The sequence below is a fragment of the Microbispora sp. NPDC049125 genome (assembly GCF_040802045.1).
Lineage (GTDB): Bacteria > Actinomycetota > Actinomycetes > Streptosporangiales > Streptosporangiaceae > Microbispora.
Genome location: NZ_JBEZDW010000012.1, coordinates 130,081 through 154,437, shown reverse-complemented (window position 1 = coordinate 154,437; position 24,357 = coordinate 130,081). Strand labels below are relative to the sequence as shown.

The following is a 24,357-nucleotide window of genomic DNA, read 5'->3' as shown; positions in this document are numbered from 1 at the left end:
CCTACCGTATGCACGAAAGGTACGATCTGTGACCTCCTCCCTCTCTCGCCGTGACCTCATCCGATCCGGGGCCGTGGGTGGTCTCGGCATCGCCATCGTCGGCAGCATCGAGGCGATCGCCGGCCCCGCCGCCGCGCAGGCGGCCCAGGCCGGTCGCGGCAAGACGGCCGGCTACGGCCCGGTCGTCGCCGACCCCGCCGGGCTGCTCGCCCTCCCGGCCGGTTTCTCCTACAAGATCGTGGCCCAGGCGGGGAAGACGGTGCTGGAGTCCGGTGAGCCGACCCCGAGCGACGCCGACGGCACCGGCTGCTTCCGCGGCCCCAAGGGCTTCGTCCTGGTCAACAACCACGAGATCGGCGGCGGCGAGCCGTACGGCGTGCCGGCCCTGCCCGGCCTGACCTACGACCCGGGTGCCCACGGCGGCACGACCAACATCGAGGTCGACAAGCACGGCAACCGGGTCCGCGAGTACGTGAGCGTGGCCGGCACGCACAACAACTGCGCCGGTGGCATCACCCCCTGGGGCACCTGGCTCACCTGCGAGGAGACCGAGCAGCGCGCCGGAGGCGCGTTCCAGAAGGACCACGGGTACGTCTTCGAGGTCGACCCCTTCGACCGCGCCGCCAACCAGAACCCGGTCCCGCTGAAGTTCCTCGGCCGCTACTCCCACGAGGCCGTCGCCGTGAACCCGCGCAACTCGGAGATCTACCTGACCGAGGACGCGAGCACCCCGAACGGGCTCTACTACCGCTGGACCCCGCCGAAGCACTTCCGGGGTGGCAAGGGCGCGCTGCGAGCGCTGGCGCTCGGCGCCGGAGGCGACACCGCGGGCACCCTGCAGGCGCTGAAGGCCCGCAAGGGCAGCAAGCACATCGCCGACCTGTCCGAGGCCACCCAGCCGGGCACCAAGTACAAGGTCGAGTGGGTCGACGTGCCGGACCGGGACGCCAAGACCGTCTCCGTCCGCAACCAGTTCACCAACGACCAGATCACCCGCAGCCGCAAGCTCGAAGGCGCCTGGTGGGCCGACGGCGGCGCCTACTTCGTCGCCAGCTACGCACGGCACACCGACGGAAGCGTGAACGAGCACGACGGCCAGGTGTGGTTCTACGACCCCGAGTCGGAGACGATCACCCTCAAGACCATCTTCGGTGTGAACCCCGACCCCGAGCAGGACACCAACTACGACGGGCCGGACAACATCACCGTCTCGCCGTACGGCGGGGTCATCCTGGCCGAGGACGGCGAGGGCGTGTCGCACCTCGTCGGCGTCACCGACAAGGGCAAGCCCTACCCGATGGCGCGCAACGAGCTCAACGACAGCGAGTTCACCGGCCCGACGTTCAGCCAGGACGGCCAGATCCTGTTCGCCAACATCCAGACCCCCGGTTACGTCTTCGCCATCACCGGCCCCTGGACCCAGAAGCACAACGGTCACCACTGACCTGACGCTTGATCGTTTGTCGCGGCGCCGTCCCGCTCCGGAAAGGGAGCGGGGCGGCGCCGTCTCATTCCTGTCCGCGGTCGCTGTTGCTTTTCTTGTCTGGCATTCGCGGCTTCAGAGCAGCCCGCATCTAACGCCTGGACAGCGGCACCACTTACGGGCTCCGTCGCTGTCTGATTTTGAGACATGACCGGCAGCGGTTGCCGGTCAGCAATAGCGTGATTCCTGGATCTTCCGGTTGAATTCCTCCCGGCTGATCACCTTGTCTGATAGAGGGTCCAACCAAGCCGCACTGGCCATCGGACCTTCCGATGGTGGCTCGCCCCATCCTTGGAAAAGCACCTGACCCGGTGTGAGATGCGCCGCCTGCACTGCGGTGAAACCGACCTGGAGCAGGTTCACAATGTCGGCTCCACGCCCATGGCTTGCGAGCGCGATGTAGGTGACGCCAGGTTTCAGGACGAGCGGTTGCGGCTCTACTGTCCATCCGTCGGCGGGGGCGTCGAGACGGACCGACGCGTTCTGGCCCTGTAAATCCGGAGCGGTGAATTTAGCATCATCGACTGAACGGGTGGGTGGGTCCACGCTCGGGGTCGCCGAAGGGTCACCCGAGGTGGCGGAATTCGGTGTGCCGGAGAGGGGGGCAATTTCATCGTGGTAGACGTAAATCGCGTCAGGTGCCGCGCCGTCGCACCACGCCATGACGATAATAGGATGGCCGTCCGCATCAACGCTGAGCCCACTCACTCCCCTGAGCGGAGGGGAGCATGCCGTGGCACCCATTACGACCACGCCGACCATCGCGGCCTTCAGCCAGCCCCTCATAATCCCAAGCTAGAAGGCAAAAAGCCTTCAAAACAACGGTCGTGATCTTACCGAGGCTCGATCGTTGCCCTTTGGGAGCCACCGGCTGCCTGCCCCCGATCATCGGCAGGGCCACCTGGACGAATTTATGGGACATGTCCCTAACCTTCGTGTCGCGTTCGGTGCTCTCTGGTTGATTCGCAGGTCGGAGGGGAAGAAACCGCCGATGCCGGGGTTCGCCCGGGTGAACTGTTCGCGCGACAGATGTGGAAGAGGGTTGTACGTCGGATGGCGATTCAACCGCGGATATCCGCCGATGATCTCCGGAAAAATGCCGTTTGCCGAAAAGCCGGCCTGGCCGGCTTCATCGCCGTCACGATGACCGCACTCGTCTCCGGGTGCGGGTCGCCGGGGACGCCGGTGGGACCGGCCACTCCGGTGGCGACGGCCGAAACGGCGGCCGCCGGAGCAAGCGCCGGAGCAAGCGCCGGAGCCACGAGCGCCGCGACGGCGACGCCGATCGCGGTCGGGGAGCGGTCCAGCCCTTCCGCGACCCCCCATTCCACCGATCTCGCGGCGTGCAGGGACGGCGACTGCGAAGTGGAGGTGCGCCGGGATGATCGGCTGAAGGTCGACCCCAAGTTCGGGGTCGACTCCGTCACCGTCGTCTCGCTCGGGGACGGCTACATCAGGCTTGCTCTCGAAGGCCACACGGGGGGCCTGCACGTCCAGGGAGGAGGAAACGTCAGCGTCTCAGGGTCCTGCGTCAACGGCCGCTGCCATGACGAAGCGGAGATGTCGCTGACCCCGGACATGCCGGTCCGGGTGGACGGGCTCCGGCTGGTGCTTGTGAGCAGCGATTCGTCCCGCGCCGTCCTGAGGTTCAGGCGGGACTAGATCGCCTCGGGGCCGCCGGCTGAGGACGCACATCGGGCCGGCGTTTCCTCGTCCGGAGGTGAGCCGGTGCGAGCCCCTCGCCGAGCGGGCCGGTTCCCACGCCGGCCGTGGCGGCGTCCCGGGGCACGGATTCCAGGAACGCCTTCCCCGCCGGGCTCAGATCGGCGGCCGACCTGGCGGCGAGCAGCAGGCTCCTGGGGGCGCGCGGGCGGAGCGGCAGCGTCGCGACGCCGCCCTCCTCGTCACCGAGCGCGAGCGACGGGACCAGGCTGACGCCCAGGTCCTCACGGACCATGGCAAGCAACGTCGTCATGTCGCGGATCTTGTGCGCGGGCTCCAGGGGAAGCCCCCGCTGCCGGTACAGGCTCCGGATGAGCGGCTCACAGCCGCCGCTGGACAGCAGGAACGAGTCGTCGGCCAGCTCGGTCAGCGATACGTCCGGCTCACCGGCCAGCGGGTGCCCGACAGGCAACACCGCCAGCAGCTCGTCGTCCGCCAGGGGGACGGTGTGGAGATCCGTACGCGGACCGGTCACCACTCCCAGCTCGACGACCCGGCGGTCGATCCACTCGTCGACCTCCTGGTCGGTGCCCTCGAAGAGGACGACCTCGACGGCGGGGTGGAGCCTGCGGAACGCGCGGATCATCGACGGCAGAAGGCGGCAGGCGCTCGGGAAGGCGCCGAGCCGCAGCCGCCCGGTGACCAGCCCGGCGGCGGCCGTGGCCTCCTCGGTGAGCCGGTCGATGTGCCGCAGGGCCTCGGTGACGTGCGGCATCAGGCGCTGACCGGTCTCGGTCACCCAGCAACCGGTCCGTTCGCGGATGACGAGCCGGAGGCCGACCTCCTTCTCCAGGGAAGTGAGTGCGTGGCTCACCGCGGACTGCGTGACACCGAGCAGTTCGGCGGCGCCGGTGACGCTGCCGGCCTCGTGGACGGCCCGCAGGGCGCGGAGCTGAGCCAGGTTCATGAGAGCACCTCATCCTCAAGATGAGCTGCACTTGTTTGCCTCATTCATCCATCCTCCCGTATCAAGGACGGCACGCGACGGCGGCGGGAAGGCGGGAGACGGATGGCCATCATCGACGTGGTGATGCTGCTGGGGGTGGCGGCCCTGTGGGGCGCCTCGTTCCTGTTCATGCGTCAGGCGGTTCCCGTGCTCGGGCCGATACCGATGATCGAGGCCCGCGTGCTGGTGGCCGGGCTGGGCCTGCTCCTGGTCGCGGTCCTCATGCGAAGGGTCCCGGACCTCCGCCGCGACGTCCGGGGATTCCTGGCTCTCGGCGCGTTGATGGCGGCCGTGCCCTTCACCCTCATCGCCGCCGCCGAAATGAAGATCACCGCTTCGCTGGCGGCCGTTCTCAACGCGACGACGCCCCTGTTCGCGCTGCTCGTCTCCTCGATCCGGCAGGGCACCCGTCCCTCCCGCATGCAGCTGGCGGGCGTCGCGCTGGGCGTCGCCGGGGTGACGGTCCTGGTCGGGCTGGGGCCGCTGCGCCTGGACGGCATGCTGGTCCTGGCCGTGCTCGCGAGCCTGCTGGCCTCCCTCTTCTACGCGCTGGGCGGCGTCTACGCCAAGGTCCGCTTCCGCGACACCCACCCTGTGGTCACCGCGACGGGACAGCAGCTGGGCGCCGCCGCCTGCCTCCTGCTCCCCACGCTGGCACTGCCTCCGCGACATGCCGTCACCGGCGGCATCGTCGTCGCCGTGCTCGTCCTGGCGCTGGCCTGCACCGCGCTCGGATTCGTGGTGTTCTTCCAGCTCGTCAAGAGGGTCGGCCCGGCCGGGGCGTTGACGGTCACCTTCCTCGTCCCGCTGTTCGGCCTGCTGTGGGGGACCGTGTTTCTCGGGGAGCCGTTGAGCTGGAGCATGCCCCCGGGCCTGCTGCTGGTCCTGGGTGCGGTCTTCCTGGTCACCGAGCGCCGTACGGGGACGTCCCCGCGTGCGCGGCCGGCACTCAGGGCGCGGTCCTCGCGCGCGAACTGAGCCCCGGCGGCATGCCCGACGAGCCGATTCACGGCGAAGGTGTCCGTATCCGGCCAAATCTTGTCACGTGATCACCCGCGCGTCACCATGTGGGGATGAGAGCCTGGCCCGGGTGGCGGCGCGTCGCGGTCCCGGTCGCCGGCGTCGCGGTCATCGCCGGCATCAGCTACGCCCTGGCGAAGCTGTCCGAATCGGCCACGGCGGTCAACTGGGCCCAGCTCGCCAGCGTCGCCCTCGGCGTCTTCACGGTGATCCCGACGGTGGTCACCATGTTGCGGCAGCAGCAGCCCGGCAGGACGAGCAGCCCCGACCAGGTCGATCGGGCGGAGCAGGCACTGCGCACGCTGGTGCGGGCCCAGTGGCGCGAGGAGATCCTCATCCGGGAGCTGGACGACCCGACGCCGCTGCCGGTCCGCTGGCGGATCTCCGGCCTCGACGTGATGGACCAGGACGACCGCGTCGACCGGCCGAGATTCCTCCGCTCGTGGTTCGGACTCGGACGGGTGCGGTTCGACGGGCGGACCGACCGGATGCCGGAGATGGCCGAGCGCTTCCGCAAGCTGGCCCGGCGGCGCCTGGTGATCCTGGGGGAGCCCGGCATGGGCAAGACCACCCTCGCCGTGCTGCTGCTCAGGGAGCTGCTGGAGGAGCCCCAGCCCGGCGACCCGGTCCCCGTACTGCTGTCGATGTCGGGCTGGGACCCGGGAGCCGAGCCCGTGCACAGGTGGCTGAGCAGGCGGCTGCGGGAGAACTACCCCGCTCTGCGGGCCCCCGACTTCGGGCCCGACGCCGCACGCGGCCTCGTCGCGTACCGGCGCGTGCTGCCGGTCCTCGACGGCCTGGACGAGCTGCCCCGCCAGGTGCGGCCGCTGGTGCTCTCCGCCCTCAACGCGGCGCCGGCCACCAAGGCGGTGATCCTCACCTGCCGCACGTCGGAGTACCAGACCGCCGTCAGCCTCCCCGGCGGCGACGTGCTCGCCGGTGGCGCGGTCATCGAGCCGCGTCCCGTGAAGAGCTCCGACGTGATCGCGTATGTCCGCAACCGCCTGGCGCCGGGACAGGCGGGCGCCTGGGCGGGCGTGCTGTCCGCCGTCAAGGACGACCCGGACGGCCCGATCGCGCGGGCCCTGTCCACGCCTCTCGTGCTGTGGCTGCTGGGCAAGGTCTACATCGAGACCCGGGCGGACCCGGCCAGGCTGTGCGACGCCGCGCGCTTCCCGACGGCGGACGCCGTGACCGAGCATCTGCTCGACAACCTGGTCCAGGCGACCTTCGCCGCCATTCCCCCCGAGCAGGACACCGCCGATCCGCATGATCACGACCATCCGTTCAGGCCGCGCCGTGAATGGAACCCGGACGACGCCAAGCGCTGGCTGTCGTTCATCGCGCATCACATGTCGGCCGGCGACACCCGGGACTTCCGCTGGTGGCACCTGCACCGCGCCGTGTCGCGGCGCTGGAGCATCCTGGTCGGCGGGGTGACCGTCGGGCTGACCGTCGGCGTGACGGTGGGCCTGATCAGCGACGCCGTCGTCGCGCTCAGGAGCCCGCACGAGGGCAGCCTGCGCGACGCGCTGCTTTTCGGCCTCGCCGGCGGGCCCGTCGGCGGGCTGGTGGGCGGCCTCACCGGCGGGTTCATCCTGGAGCGGATGAAGGGCTCGTCGCTCGAACCGGCGTACGCGAACCTGAAGTTACGCGGCCAGCTCCGCAAGGTCGCCGAGCATTTCGCGCTCGGGCTCGTCATCGTCCTGCCCGTCGGCATGCTCGCCGCCTTCGCCCTGTGGCGCGTCGCCGGGATCGGCTCGAAAACGGGGGACTTCGTCCTCTACGGCCTGGTCGTCGGGGCGGTCGGGGGCCTCACCCTCGGGCTGAACGGATGGGTGACGACCCCGCTGACCAGCGCCCGGCCGCAGGCGCCCCTGATCACGCTCCAGCGCGACCTCCAGCTCGTGTACGGCCGGTCCCTCACCTTCGGGGTGGCGCTCGGCCTCGCCTTCGGATTCGCCGGAACGCTGGTGAACGGCTTCTCCGGGCTGCCCGGCGGCGTCGCGGCGGGGGTGGCCTTCGGCGTCGCGGGCGGGGTGGTCTTCACGCTCACCTTCGGGTTCACCGGGGCCAGCTCGATCTACTTCGTCGCGGTGTCGATGCTCCGCCTCCGGCGCCGCGTGCCGCGCCGGCTGATGAGCCTGCTGGAGGACGCCCACCGGGTGGGGCTGCTCCGCCAGGCGGGCCCGGTCTACCAGTTCCGCCACGCGAAGCTGCAGGATCGCCTCGCGCAGCTCCACGGCGACCGCGACCGGCCGCGGCCTCCCCGGCGTCCTGGGCCTCCCCGGACGGATGTCACCGGGTGACGGGAACCTGCCCGGCCGGCGCGTCCGCCGGGATGTTCAGCGCGTCCGCCGGGCCCTGAGGTCGTACCGGCGCGGTCTGACCCGCGACGCGACCGGCAGCGGTGACTCCGGCTGCCGCTCAGACCGCGGCGGCTCCGGCTCCGGTGCCGGTGCCGGTGCCGGTGCCGGTGATTGTGACTGTGATTGTGGCTGCGACTTGACCTCCGGGATGGCCGGCGCGGCGACGATCTCCGTGCGCGGCCGGCCGACGGCCCGCCGGGTGGTCAGGTCGATGACCACGCCGTGGCGGCTGGTGGCGGCGTGCGAGGCGGCGAACAGGATGAGCACGTTGACCAGCTTCAGGAACAGCAGCATGCCCACCGCGCCGGCGACGACCTGGTACGCCGGATTCGCCGAGTTGATGTTGAGATAGACCTGCCCGATCGTCTTGAGCAGCTCCAGTCCGATCGTGATGATCAAGGCGGGCCCGATGACCCGGCGTAGCGACAGGTGCAGCCGGGGAGGCAGCGTCAGCAACGCCGTCGACAGCAGGATGTTCACGCAGATGCCGAGCACGAAGGCGGCCGCCGACAGCGTCCACTGCGCCGGTGTCGCCTCGGTCCCCACCGTCTTGCCCGCCAGCCAGGTCAACGCGGTCTGGGCGCCGAAGGACAGCGTCAGCGAGATCGACAGCAGCAGCCCCAGCGTGAGGAGCACCCCCAGATCGATCAGCCATCGGAGGAAGAAGTTGCCGGGGTACTGCTCCAGCCCCCACACGGCCCGGCTGGAGGAACGCATGGAGTCGATCCAGAACAGGCCGGTCAGCGGCAGCCCGAACCAGGTGATCGTCCCGGCGGTGTCCCGGGCGTCGCGCAACGCCTGCACGTCGAGACGCGGGAACGTGTCGCCGAGGAAGCGTTCCACCTGCCCGAGGGCGGCCGGCGTGTCCAGCACGTGCCCCATGACCACGAAGCCCAGCAGGGCCAGGGCGAACAGGGCGTAGAACGCGTAGTACGTCATGCCCGCGGACAGGCGGCCCGAGTCGGTGCGGTCATAGTGGATCGCGGCGCGAACGAGATGGTCGAACCACCCGTACCGGCGGCGCGCACCGGTCCATCCCCTGACGAGTCCGCCGACCCACCGGCTCGTCACTGCGGCGGCCCTCATGAGGGCGCACTCTACCCGTAAGAATCCGTTCCACCGGCGATCAGGCGAGGTGCCGGCGCTCTTCACTTACGCGCGCGCTGCCACCGCAGGTCCCAGCCGTACGCGTTGGACAACGCCTCCTGGGCGCCCTGGATGTAGCGGACTTCCCGCCGGACCGCGAGCTCGCCGCCGACGTTCTCCAGCATGGCGATCGCGCACGTACGCGCCGTCTGGTCGGCCTCGTCCAGACGGACCTCGATCCGCGGTCCGCTGGCGGGGTGAAGGGTGACCACGGCGTCGGCCTCCGCCCAGTTGGGCGTGCCCTCGTAGATGTAGGTGAAGACCAGCACCTTCTCGATCAGGTGCACCTGGGACAGGTCGACGAAGAGGTTCTCTCCGGCGGCGTTGTCGCCGGACCGGTCGTCTCCGTCGAGCCAGATGACCGGCTTGTCGCCGGGGCCCGGAACGGTGAAGGCGTTGCCGAGCGCCTGGACGACGCCCCTTCTGTCGGTCAGCCTCCACAGGCAGCCCAGGTCGAGGTCGATGCGGCGGCCCTTGGACAGCCCGCCGGCGGGCACGGCGTTCCAGTTGAGGTTGACGCGCAGCAGACCGCTCTGCTTGGTCAGCGAAACGCTGGGAGCGCTCTTGGAGAGCACCACCTTCGGGGGTGTGCCACCGGCGGCGGCCGGGCGCTTGGTGTAGTCGATAGGCATTTACGACTCCTTATCCGGGTTTACGGGTTGGCCGAGGACGGCCCGTTCCACGAGCCAGGTGACGATCTCCTCGCCGGCGGCGACGCCCCGACCGGCGGTGACAGAGGTGGTGGGGGACGTCCAGCCGAGCTCGGCCAGCTCGCCGTGGGCCGGCCGGATCGCCTGGTCGGCGATCTCCAGCATCGGAATGTCGAGGATGGAGTCCCCCGCGGCCACCATGGCTCCCGCGCCCGCGCGGCGGGCCACTTCGGCGGCAGCTGCGGCCTTGGTCAACATCACGGGAAGGCAGTACAGCTTGCGGCCCTGCATCGAGACGGTCCATCCCCGCTCGGCGCACCAGCCCGTCAGGTCCTCCACCCACCCGGCGGGTACGGCGGCCCGGTCGAGCACGGCGTAGCAGAACAGGTCCGCCGCGATGCGGAGGCGCGCGTCGAAACGGCCGTCCAGCACGCGTTCGAGGTGCTCGCGGACGGCGGCCAGATCGGCGCCGGAGGCCAGGCGCTCGCGGACCGTGGCCGCCCAGCCGGGATCGTCGACCCCGTCCACGAGCAGGTGCCCGCCGTTCGCGCAGATCGCGTATTCCGGGGCCTTGCCCGGCAGGTGCACCCGCGCGTACTGCTCGGGGGTGCGCGTCGTGGCGGGGACCAGGACGCAGCCGGCGGCCAGCGCCTCAAGCCCGGCCGCCGCGCGCTCGGTGACGAACGACAGCGGTTTGCCCTGGTACACCTCCACGCACAGCAGCCGCGGGGCGTCGGCGTCCGGACCGGTCAGCGCGAGAGCGGACTGGGAGTAGATGAGCGTGCGGTCGAGGTCGGCGCACACGACGACCGGTCCGCCACCGGGGGAGGGGCCCATCAGGCGCCGCCCCGGGAGAAGCCGGGTTGGATCAGGCCCACGCAGCTGTACGGCAGCGCCGCCGGCTCGACCTCGACCACCTCGACGCCGCGCTGCCGAGCCAGGAGCCGGACGTGGGTGAGCCGATCGCCTGCGTCGGCGCGCGCGAGCACCTTCCACGGCACCCGGCGCAGCAGCACCCGGGTGGTCTCCCCGACTCCGGGTTTGACGAGGTTGACGTCGCCGATCCCGTAGTCGTCGCTGATCCGCTCCACCGCCGCCCAGCCGGCCCAGTCGGGCGTCCGGTCGGCGGCCGCGACCGCCGGCCAGTCGCCGGCGACCCGCTGGGCGACCTCGGCGAACCGGGCGCAGACACGCTCGACGAAGAGCGCGGACACGTCTGCGCCGGCGAGCCCGGCGTAGAACTTGGCGCCGTGGAAATCCCCGGGGCCGATGAGCCGGTCGTTCAGCACGGTGCGGCTGACCAGCCCGGACACGGTGGAGTTGAGGCAGGCCGACGGGATGAGATGGTCCTCGCGGGTGCCGAAGAGCTCCACGCAACGGCCGGGGTCGGCCAGCACCGCGAGGCGGGCGGAGAAACGCCGTCCGGTCGCGAGCCCGTACCGGTGGATCGCGGCGGCGAGCTCCCGGGCGATCGCCCCCTTGCCGGTCCAGCCGTCCACGAACATCACCTGGCCAGGATCGTGGTGAGCGGCCAGATAGTCGAGCGCCACCGAGTCGATCCCCCTGCCGCGCACGATGCTGACGGCGTAATGCGGCAGATCCAGACCATGCGCGAAGGCGGCCCACCGGCGGCACAGGACGCCGACGGGAGTGCCCGCCCTGGCCAGGGAGGCCAGCACGACGCCGGGGCCGCGCTCGGCGAGGATCATCTCGGTGACCACGCCGACGTCGTACGCGAGCCGTCCCGCGGACTCGTCCAGCGCGCTGTGGAACAGCCGCTGGTACGACGGGCTGGGCTGGTACTCGATCGGGAGCGACTCGGCGTAGTGGGCCTCTCCCGACTGGATCGCCTTCTCCCGCTCCTCGGCCGGGGCCTCAAGCTCGACCTGGGACAGGTCGGTGAGCAGCCACGACACGTCCTCGGGCGAGTACGTGCCGAACGCCGGGCCGTACAGGGGCGTGGGAAGAGTCCTCCTCGTGGAGAGGGCCGTCACCGTTCCTCCGGGGGATGCGCGGGGATGGAGACGAGCAGCACCGGCAGTCCCTCGCGGGACAGCCGGGACAGCAGACCGCTCGTCAGGTCCGGGGTGTCGGCGACGTCGTCGACGACCACGACGACCGCGTCGAACCGGCCGCCCGCGACGTTGTACGCGTAGCGTTCGCCGGCCCCGCCGGCCGGGACGTCGTGCGCGGGGAAGGCCAGGCGGGTGCGGACGGCGTAACCAGGGTCGTCCACGGCGAGGACCGGGGAGCGGGTGGTCGACGAATACCGCACCTCGGCGCCGCTGTCGCCGAGCGCCAGCGCGAGCCGCAGGGGGACGTACATGAGCTCCTCCGAGCCGAGCACCAGCACGCGCCGCGCCTTGAGGTCCCGCAGCTCGCCGGCGATCCCGCCGGCCATGCGGGGGAGCGCCGCCTCCAGCCGGGCCCGATGCGCCGGAGTGAAACCGTGGCGGCCCCCCGACGGAACCCCGGCGGGCCACTCCAGGGCGACCCTGCGTACGGGCGCGGCCTCCGCCGGGATGCCCACCGGCTCGTGGCCTTCGGACAGTGCGGCGACCAGGCGGCCACCCTCCTCGATCGCCTGGGAGGGGACGGATATCCGGCCGGTGGCGAGGGCGACCACGTCGACGCGCGCCCCCGTCTCACGGGCCAGAGCGTTCATGCGTTCGACGTCCTCGGGGCCGCGGAGGTCGATCAGGGAGGCGACCACGTAGTGCCGTCGCGCTCGTACGGAGTGCAGGGCGCGGATGGTGTTGATCACCGTCGTGCCGGTGGACAGCTCGTCGTCGACCAGGACCATCGGCAGGTCGTCGCCGAGCAGGTCGTCCGTCCCGGGGAGCAGCAGGTGCGTGGTGGCGTGGCTGTGCTCCTCCTCGAACCGGCCGTACGGGCTGATCCCCGTGTCCGTACGCCGGGTGGAATGCAGGTACCGGGCCTGTACCAGCGTGTCGGCGACGCAGTGCCCGAGCGCGGTGGCGGTCTCGGCGTAGCCGACCACCACCGCCTCGTACGGCGTGCGGGGCGCGGCGTCGAGACGGCGGCGCAGCTCGGCGGCGGCGCCCGGCCGGCCGCGAAGGGCAGCCGCGAACGGCTCGGCGAACGGCTCGGCCAACGCCCGCACAGACGCACTGACAGAGGCCGGTCCGGACGCGCTGCCGGACGCGCTGCCGGAGGCCGGTCCGGAGGCGCCGGCGGACGCCTGCCCGCCGGTCAGCGCGGCGTGCGCCAGCATCCCGAGAAGCCTGCCGGCGGAGTACACCAGCCGCGGATCCGCCGGGATGTGCTTGCCCAGCACGGTCGAGACCAGCAGATGGGCGCGGCGCGGATTACGCCGTACGGCGAGGCCGGCGAGGTGGGCCACGTCCGCTCCCAGGGGGCGGTCCATGCCGGACAGCGTGACGCCCAGGCGGTCGGCCACCCACTGCCCGGGCCATGGCGCCGTGACGGTCATCGGACGCCCTCCGCGCTGAGGAAGTCGACGAACGTGACGCCCTCGGCGGCCACCCCGAACACGCGGGCCCGGCTCATGATGCGCTCGGCCCAGGCCGTGTGTGGTTTGACCTCGTTCATCTTGTTCCTGTAGCTGCTCGCCCTGACTCCGCCCGCCCGGCCGAGGACGTCGGCCGCGTCGCAGTACTCCTCGTTCGTGACCACGGACAGCGCGTGGACGGCGGCCACGTGGCTGGGGTGGATGACGGTCTTGCCGGTCAGCCCGTTCGCCTTGTCCAGGTGGACCTCGCGGATCAGCCCGTCGAGATCCGCGGTGATGAGCCGCTGGCGCAGACCCGGGGCGTCGTGCTCCACGAAGGGCGTCTCGCGCAACTGCGGCTTGAACATCCGGGCTCCGCCGAGGAAGTACTCCCATACGGGGCCGGTGACGGTGAATCCGCTCCCGTCCATCCGGCCGATGATGTTGACGACGTCGGAGATGACCTCGGCGACGGGAAGCACGTCGTAGATCGTCAGCTCACGCGGGCGGCGCAGCCCGTAGTGGGAGCTGAGGTCGGTGGCGCCCAGTCGTACGGCGAGCACTCGATCGCGGTGCTTGTCGAGAAGCCGTGCGACGTCCAGGAGCGTGCTGACCCGGATCTCCCGGTAGATGGCCTCACGGCTTTCGATCACCGGCATGGCGAACAGCCGCAGACCCGCCGTGCCGGCCGTGTCGGCGAGGGCATCGAGGAACGCCTCGCCGTGCCCGGCGGTGAACTTGGGCAGGACGAACCCCGAGACGCGCTCCGCCGCGCCGCCCAGCCGGCTGACGAGCTGGGGGATCTGGTCAGGATTGCGCACCCGGATGAACAGCATCGGGACCTCGTCCGGCAGTGAGCGCAACTGCCGGACGAGGTTGTCCTCCCCGTCGCCGACCTCGTGGTCGGCGATGGAGTCCTCCAGGCAGACGACCATGCTCGTGACACCCCGCGCCCCGCATTTGACGATGTCGGCGGCGAGGGTGGGACGCGTGGCCGGGAGGTACAGCGTCGCGCCGAGCGCGACCGCGAGTGTGCCGGGGGCGTCGTCGCGGGCGAACGGCTCGGGGAGACGGTGGAACAGGCGGTCTTTGTCGAGAGCCGAGAGGTGGTCGAAGTGGCGCATCCTCAGACCGTGCTTCCCCGTCGTCGTGGCGCGGACCCCGTCGTGTGGCGCCCGGATCCCCTGTCCGGCACTCCCGGCCCTCCCGGCCTTCCCGGCACTCCCGGCGCTTCCGGCACTCGCGGCCCTTGCCGGACGAGGGCCGCGATGCCGGAACGGCCACCTGTCACAGGTGGGCGCTCAGCGCGGGGAGCAGGTCCTTGAAGGTGCGTCCGGAGGCGGGGGCGCCGATGGCGGTCATCGACCATCCCTGACCTTCCCTGGACACTTTGGCCATGATCTGCGCGCTGTTCGGGCCGCCCGCGCTCAGGTCGAAACGGGCCACCTCGGTCCCCGTGGTCTCGTCGACGAGCAGGCAGTACGCGTTCTCGATCTGCGAGAAGTCCTGCCCGGTGAAGGAGTTGACCGTGAACACCAGCTGGGTGATGCTCGCGTGCAGCCGCGGCAGGTCCACCATGATCGACTCGTCGTCGCCGTCGCCCGTGCCGGTCCGGTTGTCGCCGGTGTGCTGGATCGAGCCGTCCTTGCTGCGTAACTGCTGGAACCATACGACGTCGATCAACTGGCCGGCCCCGTCGAACAGCAGGCATGAGGCATCGAGATCGATGGACTGGCTGCGGACTCCTCCGAACAGGCCCTTCTTCTTCACCGCGTCCCAGCCCAGACCCATGCGGACGCGGGTCAGCGTTCCGCCGCCGGGCTTGGCCAGCGACACCTTCTGTCCCTTGGACAACGAAACCGACATGTGGTTTGTCCTAACTTCGAAGTGATCACACGCCGCTGGTCTGCAGCCGCTGGTCGCGCATGCTCGGGGAGGCGTCGTCCAGCCGGCGCCGCTTGCGAAGGATCGAGGACGTCACGGCCGCGCCGAGGAACCCGACGCCGATCAGGCCGGTGACGATCTCGGGGATCGGTTGCCCGATGCTGATGAGCAGGATCGCCGCGAGGGCGCCGATGGCCCAGTGAGCGCCGTGCTCCAGGTAGACGAACTCCGACAGGGCGCCCGTCTTCACGAGGTAGACGGTGAGCGAGCGGATGTACACGGCGCCGATGCCGAGCCCGGCGGCGATGATGAAGATGTGGTGGCTGATCGCGAACGAGCCGATGACGCCGTCGAAGGAGAACGACGCGTCGAGGATCTCGATGTAGAGGAACAGGAAGAACCCCGCCCTGCCGGTGGCGGTGATCACGTCGCTCGACCGGCTCCTGCCGTCCTGTGATCCGAACAGGTCGCTGAGGCCGTTGACGAGCAGGTACGTCACGATGCCCAGCACCCCCGCGACCATCACGCCGGCGACGTCGTCCGCCAGCGTCTGGGCGACGACGACCATGGCGGCCGCGGCGACGATCACAGACAGATGGTCGAGCCTGCCCATCCTGGCGAGTGGCCGCTCCAGCCACGACAGCCAGGTGTGCTCGCGCTCTTCGAAGATGAAATCCAGGAACAGCATGAACAGGAACATGCCGCCGAAGGCCGCGATGAACGGGTGCGCCTCGTGGAGCTCGCGCCCGTACGCGGCTCCGTCGTTGAGCGCCAGGTCGAAGGCCTCGGCCGGGTTGAGACGTGCCGTGACGCCGACGATGAGCAGCGGGAAGACGATCCGCATGCCGAACACCGCGACGGCGATGCCCACGGTCAGGAACATCCGCCGCCAGAACGGGCTCATCCGCTCCAGCACCTTGGCGTTGACCACCGCGTTGTCGAAGGAGAGCGAGATTTCCAGGATGGACAGAATCGCCACGAGGAACAACGCGGACGGCCCCCCGAGCACCAGCGCCAGCAGCAGGCCGAGGGCGGTCAGGCCGAACGACCAGCCGAACGTGCGAAGGATCACCTGGTGACCATCCCGTCTCCTTGCCCCCGGCCGGATGACTCCTCAGAGCCGACTTCCCGGGTGTGACTCCTCAGACGCTGACTCCGAAGTCGAGCGCGATCCCGCGCAGGCCGGAGGCGTAACCCTGGCCGACCGCCCGGAACTTCCACTCGGCGCCGTGGCGGTACAGCTCGCCGAACAGCATCGCCGTCTCGGTGGAGGCGTCCTCGGTCAGGTCGTAGCGCGCCAGCTCGACCCCGTCGGCGGAGTTGACGATGCGGATGAAGGCGTTGCGCACCTGGCCGAAACTCTGGTTGCGCGTCTCCGCCTCGTAGATCGACACGGGGAACACGATTTTGACCACCTCGGCCGGAACGGTCGCGAGATTCACCGCGATGGCCTCGTCGTCGCCGTCGCCCTGTCCGGTGAGGTTGTCGCCGGTGTGCTCGACCGAGCCGTCCGGGCTCTTCAGATTGTTGAAGAAGACGAAATGGGCATCGGAGAGGATCTTCCCGTTGCCGTCGAGCATCAACGCCGAGGCATCCAGGTCGAATTCGGCGCCGGTGGTGGAGCGCGCGTCCCAGCCGAGGCCGACGAGGACCTGCGTGAGGTTCGGGGCGGCCTTGCTCAGCGAGACGTTGCCGCCCTTGGAAAGGCTGACGCTCATAGATGTTGCTCCCTCGTTGGTGACGTCCCCGATTCTGGACGCCGCGTCGTCGTAGTGGTGATCGTCAGACGTTGACGCTGTAGTCCTGGGCGATGCCGCGCAGCCCCGACGCGTAGCCCTGGCCGACCGCGCGGAACTTCCACTCCTCGCCGTTGCGGTACAGCTCGCCGAAGACCATCGCGGTCTCGGTGGAGGCGTCCTCGGACAGGTCGTAGCGCGCCAGCTCCACGCCGTCACCCTGGTTCACCACCCGGATGAACGCGTTGCGCACCTGGCCGAAGCTCTGCGCCCGGGCCTCCGCCTCGTAGATCGAGACCGCGAAGACGATCTTGCTTGCCTCGGCGGGCATCGCGGTGAGGCTGACCCTGACCTGCTCGTCGTCGCCCTCGCCCTGCCCGGTGAGGTTGTCGCCGCTGTGCTCGACCGAGCCGTCCGGTGTCTTCGGGTTGTTGAAGAACACGAAGTGGCCGTCGGAGAGCACCCTGTTGGAGGCGTCGGCCACGATGGCGGAGGCGTCGAGGTCGAACTCGGTCCCTGTCGTCGTACGGACGTCCCACCCGAGGCCCACCACGACAGCGGTCAGGCCAGGGGCCTGCTTGGTGAGTGAGACGTTGCCGCCCTTGCTGAGGCTGACCCCCACGATTGCTCCTGTGGTCGCGAAGCTGCAGGCGCGCCCTCTTCCGGGAACGCCGAACCGTCGTCAACCAGTCAAGGCGATCAAGCCGGGTGCAGCGCGCTATCGCGTGGACCGTTACCAAAGGTTAGTAATCTCACCGGATGCTCCGTGAGACCCGTTCCTCCACGCGCGGCCCGAGGGCTCCGCGTCGAGGCGGAACGGCGGATGATCTCTTCCCGGGGATCAGGCGCGCAGAAGGGCTAATCTGGGCGCGGTCAGGTGGTCGAGTCGCGCACTCGCCGACAGATGGAGGGCAGGCGTCTGTGGCAGATCCGGTACGGCCCTCCCCATGCTCGGGCACACCCGAACCGATCGCCGGCCGTCGTCCGGGCGTGACGGCGGCCTCGCTGATCGTGGTCTTGTCCATGCCGGCCTGGCTCATGGCGGCCACGACGCTGGCCTCGATGGGCTTCGGCGGTGACGGACGGCGCCGCGGCAACGGCAGGGCCGAGCAGGCAGCGACACGGGCCCGGGCGGCGAAGGACGGGGCTGCCGAGGCCTTCTACTCGATGGACACCGCCCAGCGCTACTTGAGGACGCGAATCGAGGCCCTGCTCAAGCTCGACCCCTCCGGCGAGGTCGAACGCCTGCGAGACGAGTTCTCCACGCTCTCCGCCAGGGCCGACACGCTCTCCTCGACCTACATCGCCATCACGGACGCGCACGACGTGGACCGCGTGCGGGACGCGGGCGGCGCGGCGGCCGCCTACGCCGCGGCGCAGCACGCCTATTCGGGCATCGCCGCGGACCTGACGGCGATGGCGGGAGAGCTGACCCGCTTCTCCGCCCGGTTAGCCCACCACTCGGCCAGAGTGGAGGCCGCGCTCGCCGAGCTGCCGCCCAGGATCGACGACGCCGAGGCCGCCGTGGCCGAGGCCCAGAACGCCGTCGACGTCGCGCGGCGGGCCGGCTTCCAGGCCGACGAGATGCCTCTCCAGGAGGCGCGGGCGGCCCTCGCCACGCTCCGGGCCGAGGGCGCTCCCGGGCTGGGCCTCGCCGGGGCCCTCGCCAAGGCCGCCGAGGTGCGGAGACTCGCCGAGCAGGCGCGCCGAGACGCGGAGGAGCTTCCCAGAGCCGCCGAGGGAGTGCGGCGGTCCCTCACCGGCCTGCGCACGCGGATCCAGGTGATCGAAGGACGGGCCGACTCCGTAACCGACGCGTTCCACCAGTTGCGGCGCCGCTACTCGCATCGGTCCTGGGCGGACCTGGAAGGCGCCCAGCCCGCTGTCAGCGCGGCGCTGGAGCGGGCTCGTGAGCGGCTCACCGAGGCATCGCGGGCCGCGGATCGGCAGCAGTGGAAACACGCGCAGCAGAGCATCGCCGCGGCCCGGGCGGAGCTCGCTGACGCCGACCGCCGTGCGACGGGTGTCACCGCCAGGCTCGCCGACCTGGACGCTGTCGCGGCCGACCCCAAAGCCGCCGCCGACAAGACTCGCTTCGCCGTACGCGAGGCGCAGAAACTGGCCATGGCGTCACCCCGCGGGCCGCGTCCCGAACACGTCCGGCTGCTGGACGGCCTCGTCGCGCGGGTGGAGGCGGCCCCTTCCATCCTCAAAGGGCCCCACCCGGACTACTACGCCTACTTACGCGAGCTGGGCGCCATCCGGGTCGCTGCCGAGGACGCGGTGAAGCGCATCCGGGACGACTGGGCGCATGGGCGATGAGACCTCACCCGGCCGATCCCCATCCCCGGAGCCGGAGAGACGATCTGAGGAAGCCGGCCGGACGACCGGGGAGATCCGCGTCCTGATCGCCGACGACCAGGCTCTGCTACGCGGCAGCTTCCGCCTGCTCGTCGACTCCGCTCCGGACATGACGGTGGTGGGTGAGGCGGGCGACGGAGCGCAGGCGGTCGACCTCGCCGGCGCACTGGCGCCCGATGTCGTTCTCATGGATGTGCGGATGCCGGTGATGGACGGCGTCGAGGCGGCACGCCGCATCTGCGGCGACCCCTCGCTGGCCGGCACGCGCGTGATCGTCCTCACGATGTTCGACCTGGACGAGTACGTGTACGCCGCGCTCCGCGCCGGAGTGAGCGGCTTCCTGCTGAAGGACACCCCTCCACCTGACCTGCTGGCCGCCGTCCGCGTGGTCGCCGCCGGAGAGGCGCTGCTCGCCCCGACGGTGACCCGGCGGCTCATCGAAGCCTTCGCCGGCGTGCCGGATCCGCTCAAACCGCCGGGAGCCGGCCTGGAGAAGGTCACCGGACGTGAACGCGAGGTGCTCGCGCTGATCGCCCGCGGCCTGTCCAACGGGGAGATCGCCGCCCGGCTGCACATCAGCCTGCCGACGGTCAAAACCCACGTCGGTCACCTCCTCGGCAAGCTGGACGTCCGGGATCGCGCCCAGCTCGTCATGGTGGCGTACGAGTCCGGGCTGGTCGAGGTGGGGGGCGGTGGTCCGCGCCGCGACCGCTGACGGCGTGGGGCCCGCGGGGCGGGCCCGATCCCTGGGCGGACGTCCGTCAGACGTCGCGACGCCGGAGGGCGAGATGACCACCGGCGAGAGCCGCGACGGTCCAGGCCAGCAGCACGGCGAGGCCGGCCGCCGGGCCCATGTCGCCGGCCCCGGGCTCGACCAGGGTCAGCTGGGCGCCCGCCCGGTCCGGCAGGAACCGGGACAGCTCGCTGGTCGCGTCGATGACCGACAGGATCTGGGATCCGGCCATGACCAGGGGCAGCAGCACGGCCAGTGGTACGAGCGCGTTGCGCGCCATCACGGTGACGCCCGCGGTGAGCAGGCACATCAGCGTCAGGTAGACGACGGCTCCCGCCATCGCCGCCGGCACGCCCGGTGCCAGCGGCGACGTGCCGTACGGGCCGAGGGCGAGCTGTGTCACCGTGACGGACGCGACGGTGGCGGGCACCGTCACGGCCACCGCGGCCAGCGCCCCCACGGTCAGCTTCGCCGCGTAGAACCGGCCGCGGCGGGGCACCGCCAGCAGGGAGACGCCGATCATGCCGGAGCCGTACTCGCCGGTCACGAGGAGGACCCCGAACACGATCATGGGGAGGAGGGCGTACTGGATGCCGACCAGGCCCGCCTGCTCGGCGGTGAAGTCGGGACGGAGCATGGGGTTGTGGGACTCGATCGCTCCTCGGGCGGACAGGCCGTCAAGGGCGCCTATGCCGGCGCCGACCGCCAGGACCAGGCCCAGGGCCACCATGGGGCCGCGGACGGTGCGCAGTTTGGTGAGCTCCGCGCGCAGGAGTGCGGTCGTCATCGCGACCCTCCCGTCAGCCGGAGGAACGCGTCCTCCAGCGAGGCGGTCTGGGTGCTGAGCTCGTCCAGCGGCAGCCCGCGCGCCAGCGCCAGCTCGCTGACCTCGGCGGCGGAGGCGCCCTCGACGGCGATGCTCCCGTCGTCCCGCCCGGTCGCCGAGATCCCGGCGGAGATCAGCTCCCGGTGCAGGCGTTCCGGGTCGCGTGCCCGGATCCTGACGTAGGACCGGGCGTTCCTGGCGACGAAGTCGGCCGTGCTCATGTCGGCCAGCAGCCGACCCCGGCCGATCACGATCAGATGCTCGGCGGTCTGCGCCATCTCGGCCATGAGATGGCTGGACACGAACACCGTCCGTCCTTCGGCGGCCAGCCGTCGCAGCAGGTCCCGGAGCCGGCGGATGCCCTCAGGGTCGAGCCCGTTGGCCGGCTCGTCCAGGACGAGCACGGGCGGGTCTCCCAGCAGGGCCGCCGCCAGCCCGAGCCGCCGGCTCATGCCCAGCGAGAACCCGCCGGCCCGCCGGCCGGCGGCCCCGGTCAGATCGACCATCTCCAGCACCTCGTGCACCCGGTGCCTGCCGATCCGGTTGCTCTGCGCCAGCCACAGCAGGTGGTGGTACGCGCTGCGCCCCCGATGGGGGACGGCCGCCTCAAGCGACGCCCCCACCCGGCGCAGTGGCTCGTCCAGCTCCCGGTAGGGCAGCCCGCCCAGCGTCGCCCTCCCGCGATCCGGCCTGACCAGGCCCAGGATCATCTTCATCGTCGTGGACTTCCCGGCACCGTTCGGCCCCAGAAACGCCGTCACCTTTCCGTCCGGCACGGTGAACGTCAGCCCGTCGACCGCCGCCACATGCCGATAGCTCTTGGCGAGCCCCTCGATCTCGATCATTGTGGAACTGTCGCAAGCCCCGCACACGCGGCACATCGTCCCGAGGTCCGTCATCCCCGGGAACGAGCTCCGTCAGGCGGCGGGATCACAAGCGCAGGGTCGCCCGGACGGTGAAACCGCCGTCCGGGCGCGGGGCCGCCGTGACCGTGCCGCCGTGGGCGTGGGCGCGTTCCCGCATGCCGACCAGGCCGTAGCCGCCGCCCGTGGTCTTCGTACGCGCTGGACCGTCGTCGGAGATCTCCACGGTCAGGCAGCCGGGGTCGCGCAGCACCAGCACCCGGCAGCGGGTCGGCGCCGCATGGCGGGACACGTTGCTCAGGGCCTCCTGGACGATGCGGAACGCCGCGACCTGCACGCCCGGCGGGACGGCTTCCGCGCCGCGGACGGTCAGCTCCACCCGCACGCCGGCGACCCGCGCCGTCTCGGCCAGCGCGGGCAGGTCGGAGAGCCGCGGGGACGGCGCGAGCCCGCCGCCGTCCCCCTCGCCGCGGAGCACACCGAGCAGAGCGCGCATCTCCTTCAACGCGTTCCGGCTGACCTCCTCGATGACGGTGAGCGCCTTTCCCGCCTCCTCCGGCCGGGTGGCGACGACATGGTTGGCCACGCCGGCCTGCACGGCGATCAGCCCCACGCTGTGCGTCACCACGTCGTGCATCTCCCTGGCGATACGCAGCCGCTCGTCGAGCCTGGCCTGTTCGATCGCCCGGACCGTGTTCTCCCGCCGCTCCGCCACGGCCCGGCCGGCCGTCCACGCGCCGCCCAGCAGGACCATCCCGAGCAGCACCCACGAGATCACCGCGGGCCTGCTCCCCGAGGCCCCGCCTGCGACGAGCGCGACCGACGCCGCCGCCGCGACGCCGCTCACCAAGCCCGCCGGAGGCCAGCGGGGCGCGGGCCGTGACACGGCCACCGTGTACAGCGCGTACGCCGCCGCGGGGAGCGAACCCGGCCCGAACGCCAGCGCCGCGCAGGAGAGCGGCAGCACGACGGCGAGCACCGGGACCGGCCAGATCCGCCGGAAGGCCAGCGGCGACGCCGCTGCCACGGACAGCACCCATGAGGCCGCGATGACCAGGTGCACCCCCACCACCTGTGGCAGAACGGCGAATCCGGCGGCCGTGAGGGCGTCCGGCGCGATGAGCTTGGATCGGGGGGTGCCCATGCGCCGACGGTAGCCGTTCCGGCCGCAGGGATTCGCACCGTGCAGCGCGGTCCGCGGCTCACCACGGACGCCGGGAAACACATTCGGCGTTTACGGCGTCCAACGGGACATGGACATTGTGAAGTGGGTGCCGGTGATGGCCGTCGCGTTGCTGGCGGCCAGTTGCCAGTGGGCCATCCCCCCGCTTCCCAGCCCCTCCGCGGCGGCCGACTCCGCGCAACAGGTCGCGGAGCGGCTGAACGGGCACCTCGCCGAGCCTCCCGCCCTCCCTGAGCGGGGAGTACGCGGGCTGGACATCGCACTCGCGCCGGAGTGCCACATCGACGAAGGCACGGAAGGCCCCCTGCCACCGAAGGGTGTTCCGGGCTACACCGCCCAGCTTCGAGTGGCGCAGATCGGCACCCCCATCGGCGTCAGGATCTGGCTGACGTCGCCGGGAGAGGCGCGGAGGCTGACAGATGCGGTCCGTCAGGCCGCCGCACGGTGCCGTCCCGACTACGCCCAGCCCTTCGCACGCCGTGGCTGGAACGGGATGGAGGTGCTGCTGACCGTGCCCACCAGCTCCGACAACGGCGACCCTGTCACCTTCGGGACCGTGGTGGCGGGCCACGGCGGGCTGCTCGCCGAGGTGTCGTATTGGTGGCCGGCCGAATACGGCGACCTGGACCGGGTGCGGCAGGCTCAGGGCGCCGCCGCGGCCGAGGCCGTACTGGCCGCGGTGGGCGGTGATCCGTCCGGCTCCGGCGCCCTGTGGCCGCGGGAGCCGTTCCCCCCGCCCGGCGGGCGGCGCCGCGCTCGGGGTCTACGCGGCCGATCCGGCTGATCCTGCTGTTGCGGTGGATCCCGATGTGAGCATGCGCAGCGCCATGCGCACGGGGGCATGGCGCGTGGCCCTGGCGAGGGTGGTCTCGCCGCGTGTGATGCGGCGGAACTGGCGCCAGCCCAGGGGAGTGCGGGTCAGCAACATGTGCATGATCGCCGGGTGGCGTTCGAAGGCGGTGAGGAACAGCGATCCGGCCCGCATCTCCCGCTCCAGGGTGGAACCGATCCCCTTCTCGTATTCCGCCCGCACGCGTGAGGGATCCATGCCGCCGGCCCGTCCTCCGGCCGCGATCCGTCCCGCCAGCGCGCCCGACCTGACCGCGAAGGAGATGCCTTCCCGGGTCCAGGGTTCGAGCAGTCCGGCCGCGTCGCCGCAGACCAGGACGCGTCCCCTCCCGAGCGGCGATCCGGGGGCGCGGCAGCGGGTCAGGTGGCCGGACTCCCGGATGACCGGGGCGTCCCGCAGCCCCTGCTCCCGCAGGAAGGCCGCCAGATAGTCGCGGGTCTCCTGGGGTGTCCCCTTGCGGGCGATGACCCCCACCGTCAGGCGCTCCCCCTTGGGGAAGACCCATGCGTACGACCCGGGGATCGGCCCCCAGTCGAGATGGATGCGGCCGGCCCAGGCGTCCGAGAGGCCCGTCGCGTCGAGCTCGACCTCCAGCCCGAGATCCACCTGGCCGAGCGTCACGCCGACGTACCGGGCGATCCGGCTGGCGCTTCCGTCGGCCCCGATGACCTGACGGGCCCGTACGGGGCCGCGGCTGGTGGTCAGCACGACGCCGTCGCCGTCCTCGGAGACGGAGGACACGACCGTGCCGAGCTGGGCGGCGGCCCCCTCCTTCACGGCTCTGGCCAGCAGGGCGTCGTCGAAGTCGGATCGGTCGACCAGCGACAGGATGCGCGTACGGGACCGCCTGTGGCGGACCTCCCTTCCCCGCCGGCTGAAGGACGCCGCGAAGATCTCCTGGCGGACCGGCACGTCGAGGTCAGGGGGCAGGGCGCCGAGCGTCGCGCCGATGAGCCCACCGCCGCAGGTCTTGTACCGGGGGAACGGCGACCGGTCCAGGATGAGGGTGTCCGCCCCGCTCCGGGCGGCGGCCAGGGCCGCGCTGCTTCCCGCCGGTCCCGCGCCGACGACGACGACGTCATGCACCCCCGTCTGAGCCATTCCGCCATGGTA

Annotated in this window: 23 protein-coding genes; 7 read left to right on the top strand and 16 right to left on the bottom strand. The window is 71.2% G+C overall.

The features are described from left to right. Positions 1–28: 28 nt before the first annotated feature. On the top strand, positions 29–1,444 hold the full coding sequence (locus tag AB0B72_RS16690) for an alkaline phosphatase PhoX (RefSeq protein ID WP_367739649.1): 1,416 nt from the start codon (positions 29–31) through the stop codon (positions 1,442–1,444). A gap of 207 nt (positions 1,445–1,651) precedes the next feature. Here AB0B72_RS16690 and AB0B72_RS16685 read toward each other — a convergent pair whose 3' ends face one another. Continuing rightward, positions 1,652–2,269, bottom strand: a complete 618-nt coding sequence (locus AB0B72_RS16685) for a hypothetical protein (RefSeq protein ID WP_367739648.1) — start codon at positions 2,267–2,269, stop codon at positions 1,652–1,654. A gap of 357 nt (positions 2,270–2,626) precedes the next feature. On the opposite strand from AB0B72_RS16685, the gene AB0B72_RS16680 reads away from it, so the two are divergent. Continuing rightward, positions 2,627–3,145: a hypothetical protein gene (locus AB0B72_RS16680; RefSeq protein WP_367739647.1), complete on the top strand. Its 519-nt coding sequence runs from the start codon at positions 2,627–2,629 to the stop codon at positions 3,143–3,145. Here the strand turns inward: AB0B72_RS16680 and AB0B72_RS16675 are convergent. Beyond that, the gene (locus AB0B72_RS16675; RefSeq protein ID WP_367739646.1) at positions 3,132–4,112 is read right to left on the bottom strand and encodes a LysR family transcriptional regulator; all 981 of its coding nucleotides are present in this window, start codon (positions 4,110–4,112) and stop codon (positions 3,132–3,134) included. The genes AB0B72_RS16680 and AB0B72_RS16675 overlap by 14 nt on opposite strands. Before the next feature lie 102 nt (positions 4,113–4,214). Between AB0B72_RS16675 and AB0B72_RS16670 the strand changes: the two genes are divergently transcribed. Together AB0B72_RS16670 and AB0B72_RS16665 are read left to right on the top strand one after the other, a co-directional pair. After that, complete coding sequence (locus AB0B72_RS16670) at positions 4,215–5,129, top strand: DMT family transporter (protein ID WP_367739645.1); 915 nt, start codon at positions 4,215–4,217, stop codon at positions 5,127–5,129. Positions 5,130–5,224: 95 nt separating this feature from the next. Beyond that, positions 5,225–7,480, top strand: coding sequence for an NACHT domain-containing protein (locus AB0B72_RS16665; protein WP_367739644.1), 2,256 nt, complete (start codon positions 5,225–5,227; stop codon positions 7,478–7,480). Positions 7,481–7,516: 36 nt separating this feature from the next. Here AB0B72_RS16665 and AB0B72_RS16660 read toward each other — a convergent pair whose 3' ends face one another. The 10 genes from AB0B72_RS16660 to AB0B72_RS16615 all read right to left on the bottom strand — a co-directional run bounded on the left by AB0B72_RS16660 (position 7,517) and on the right by AB0B72_RS16615 (position 17,050). Then, the gene (locus AB0B72_RS16660) at positions 7,517–8,626 is read right to left on the bottom strand and encodes a YihY/virulence factor BrkB family protein (protein ID WP_367739643.1); all 1,110 of its coding nucleotides are present in this window, start codon (positions 8,624–8,626) and stop codon (positions 7,517–7,519) included. A 62-nt stretch (positions 8,627–8,688) separates the two neighbouring features. Further along, positions 8,689–9,318: a hypothetical protein gene (locus AB0B72_RS16655; protein ID WP_367739642.1), complete on the bottom strand. Its 630-nt coding sequence runs from the start codon at positions 9,316–9,318 to the stop codon at positions 8,689–8,691. Next, entirely contained in the window at positions 9,319–10,173 is an 855-nt protein-coding gene (locus AB0B72_RS16650; protein WP_367739641.1) for an HAD family hydrolase, read from the bottom strand. It lies immediately after the preceding gene. Beyond that, complete coding sequence (locus AB0B72_RS16645) at positions 10,173–11,330, bottom strand: cysteine protease StiP family protein (RefSeq protein ID WP_367739640.1); 1,158 nt, start codon at positions 11,328–11,330, stop codon at positions 10,173–10,175. Before AB0B72_RS16645 ends, AB0B72_RS16650 begins: the two co-directional genes overlap by 1 nt. Next, positions 11,327–12,790, bottom strand: coding sequence for a phosphoribosyltransferase family protein (locus tag AB0B72_RS16640; RefSeq protein WP_367739639.1), 1,464 nt, complete (start codon positions 12,788–12,790; stop codon positions 11,327–11,329). The genes AB0B72_RS16645 and AB0B72_RS16640 overlap by 4 nt, the downstream gene beginning before the upstream one ends. Beyond that, positions 12,787–13,932, bottom strand: coding sequence for an HpcH/HpaI aldolase/citrate lyase family protein (locus AB0B72_RS16635; RefSeq protein ID WP_367739638.1), 1,146 nt, complete (start codon positions 13,930–13,932; stop codon positions 12,787–12,789). The genes AB0B72_RS16640 and AB0B72_RS16635 overlap by 4 nt, the downstream gene beginning before the upstream one ends. 163 nt (positions 13,933–14,095) lie before the next feature. Further along, positions 14,096–14,674, bottom strand: a complete 579-nt coding sequence (locus AB0B72_RS16630; RefSeq protein ID WP_367739637.1) for a TerD family protein — start codon at positions 14,672–14,674, stop codon at positions 14,096–14,098. A 25-nt stretch (positions 14,675–14,699) separates the two neighbouring features. Then, positions 14,700–15,764, bottom strand: coding sequence for a DUF475 domain-containing protein (locus AB0B72_RS16625; protein ID WP_367739636.1), 1,065 nt, complete (start codon positions 15,762–15,764; stop codon positions 14,700–14,702). Positions 15,765–15,834: 70 nt separating this feature from the next. Beyond that, positions 15,835–16,410 (bottom strand): TerD family protein, encoded by a 576-nt coding sequence (locus tag AB0B72_RS16620; RefSeq protein ID WP_367739635.1) that lies wholly within the window; start codon positions 16,408–16,410, stop codon positions 15,835–15,837. A 64-nt stretch (positions 16,411–16,474) separates the two neighbouring features. After that, entirely contained in the window at positions 16,475–17,050 is a 576-nt protein-coding gene (locus AB0B72_RS16615; RefSeq protein WP_367739634.1) for a TerD family protein, read from the bottom strand. A 368-nt stretch (positions 17,051–17,418) separates the two neighbouring features. Between AB0B72_RS16615 and AB0B72_RS16610 the strand changes: the two genes are divergently transcribed. Both AB0B72_RS16610 and AB0B72_RS16605 read left to right on the top strand, forming a co-directional pair. Beyond that, positions 17,419–18,750 carry a molecular chaperone DnaJ gene (locus AB0B72_RS16610; protein ID WP_367739633.1) on the top strand — a complete coding sequence of 444 codons (1,332 nt, stop codon included), beginning with the start codon at positions 17,419–17,421 and terminating at the stop codon, positions 18,748–18,750. Next, on the top strand, positions 18,740–19,504 hold the full coding sequence (locus AB0B72_RS16605; RefSeq protein WP_367739632.1) for a response regulator: 765 nt from the start codon (positions 18,740–18,742) through the stop codon (positions 19,502–19,504). Before AB0B72_RS16610 ends, AB0B72_RS16605 begins: the two co-directional genes overlap by 11 nt. Positions 19,505–19,550: 46 nt before the next feature. Here the strand turns inward: AB0B72_RS16605 and AB0B72_RS16600 are convergent, their stop codons facing one another. The 3 genes from AB0B72_RS16600 to AB0B72_RS16590 all read right to left on the bottom strand — a co-directional run bounded on the left by AB0B72_RS16600 (position 19,551) and on the right by AB0B72_RS16590 (position 22,355). Continuing rightward, positions 19,551–20,309 (bottom strand): ABC transporter permease, encoded by a 759-nt coding sequence (locus AB0B72_RS16600; protein ID WP_367739631.1) that lies wholly within the window; start codon positions 20,307–20,309, stop codon positions 19,551–19,553. Next, a complete protein-coding gene (locus AB0B72_RS16595; RefSeq protein WP_367739630.1) occupies positions 20,306–21,193 on the bottom strand; it encodes an ABC transporter ATP-binding protein in 888 nt (295 codons plus the stop codon). The genes AB0B72_RS16600 and AB0B72_RS16595 overlap by 4 nt, the downstream gene beginning before the upstream one ends. Before the next feature lie 85 nt (positions 21,194–21,278). Then, complete coding sequence (locus tag AB0B72_RS16590) at positions 21,279–22,355, bottom strand: sensor histidine kinase (RefSeq protein ID WP_367739628.1); 1,077 nt, start codon at positions 22,353–22,355, stop codon at positions 21,279–21,281. 109 nt (positions 22,356–22,464) lie between these two features. Between AB0B72_RS16590 and AB0B72_RS16585 the strand changes: the two genes are divergently transcribed. Further along, a complete protein-coding gene (locus tag AB0B72_RS16585; RefSeq protein ID WP_367739627.1) occupies positions 22,465–23,178 on the top strand; it encodes a hypothetical protein in 714 nt (237 codons plus the stop codon). On the opposite strand, the gene AB0B72_RS16580 is transcribed toward AB0B72_RS16585, so the two are convergent. Then, positions 23,158–24,345 carry a geranylgeranyl reductase family protein gene (locus AB0B72_RS16580; protein WP_367739625.1) on the bottom strand — a complete coding sequence of 396 codons (1,188 nt, stop codon included), beginning with the start codon at positions 24,343–24,345 and terminating at the stop codon, positions 23,158–23,160. The two genes, AB0B72_RS16585 and AB0B72_RS16580, sit on opposite strands and share 21 nt — an antisense overlap. Between the last annotated feature and the right edge of the window lie 12 nt (positions 24,346–24,357).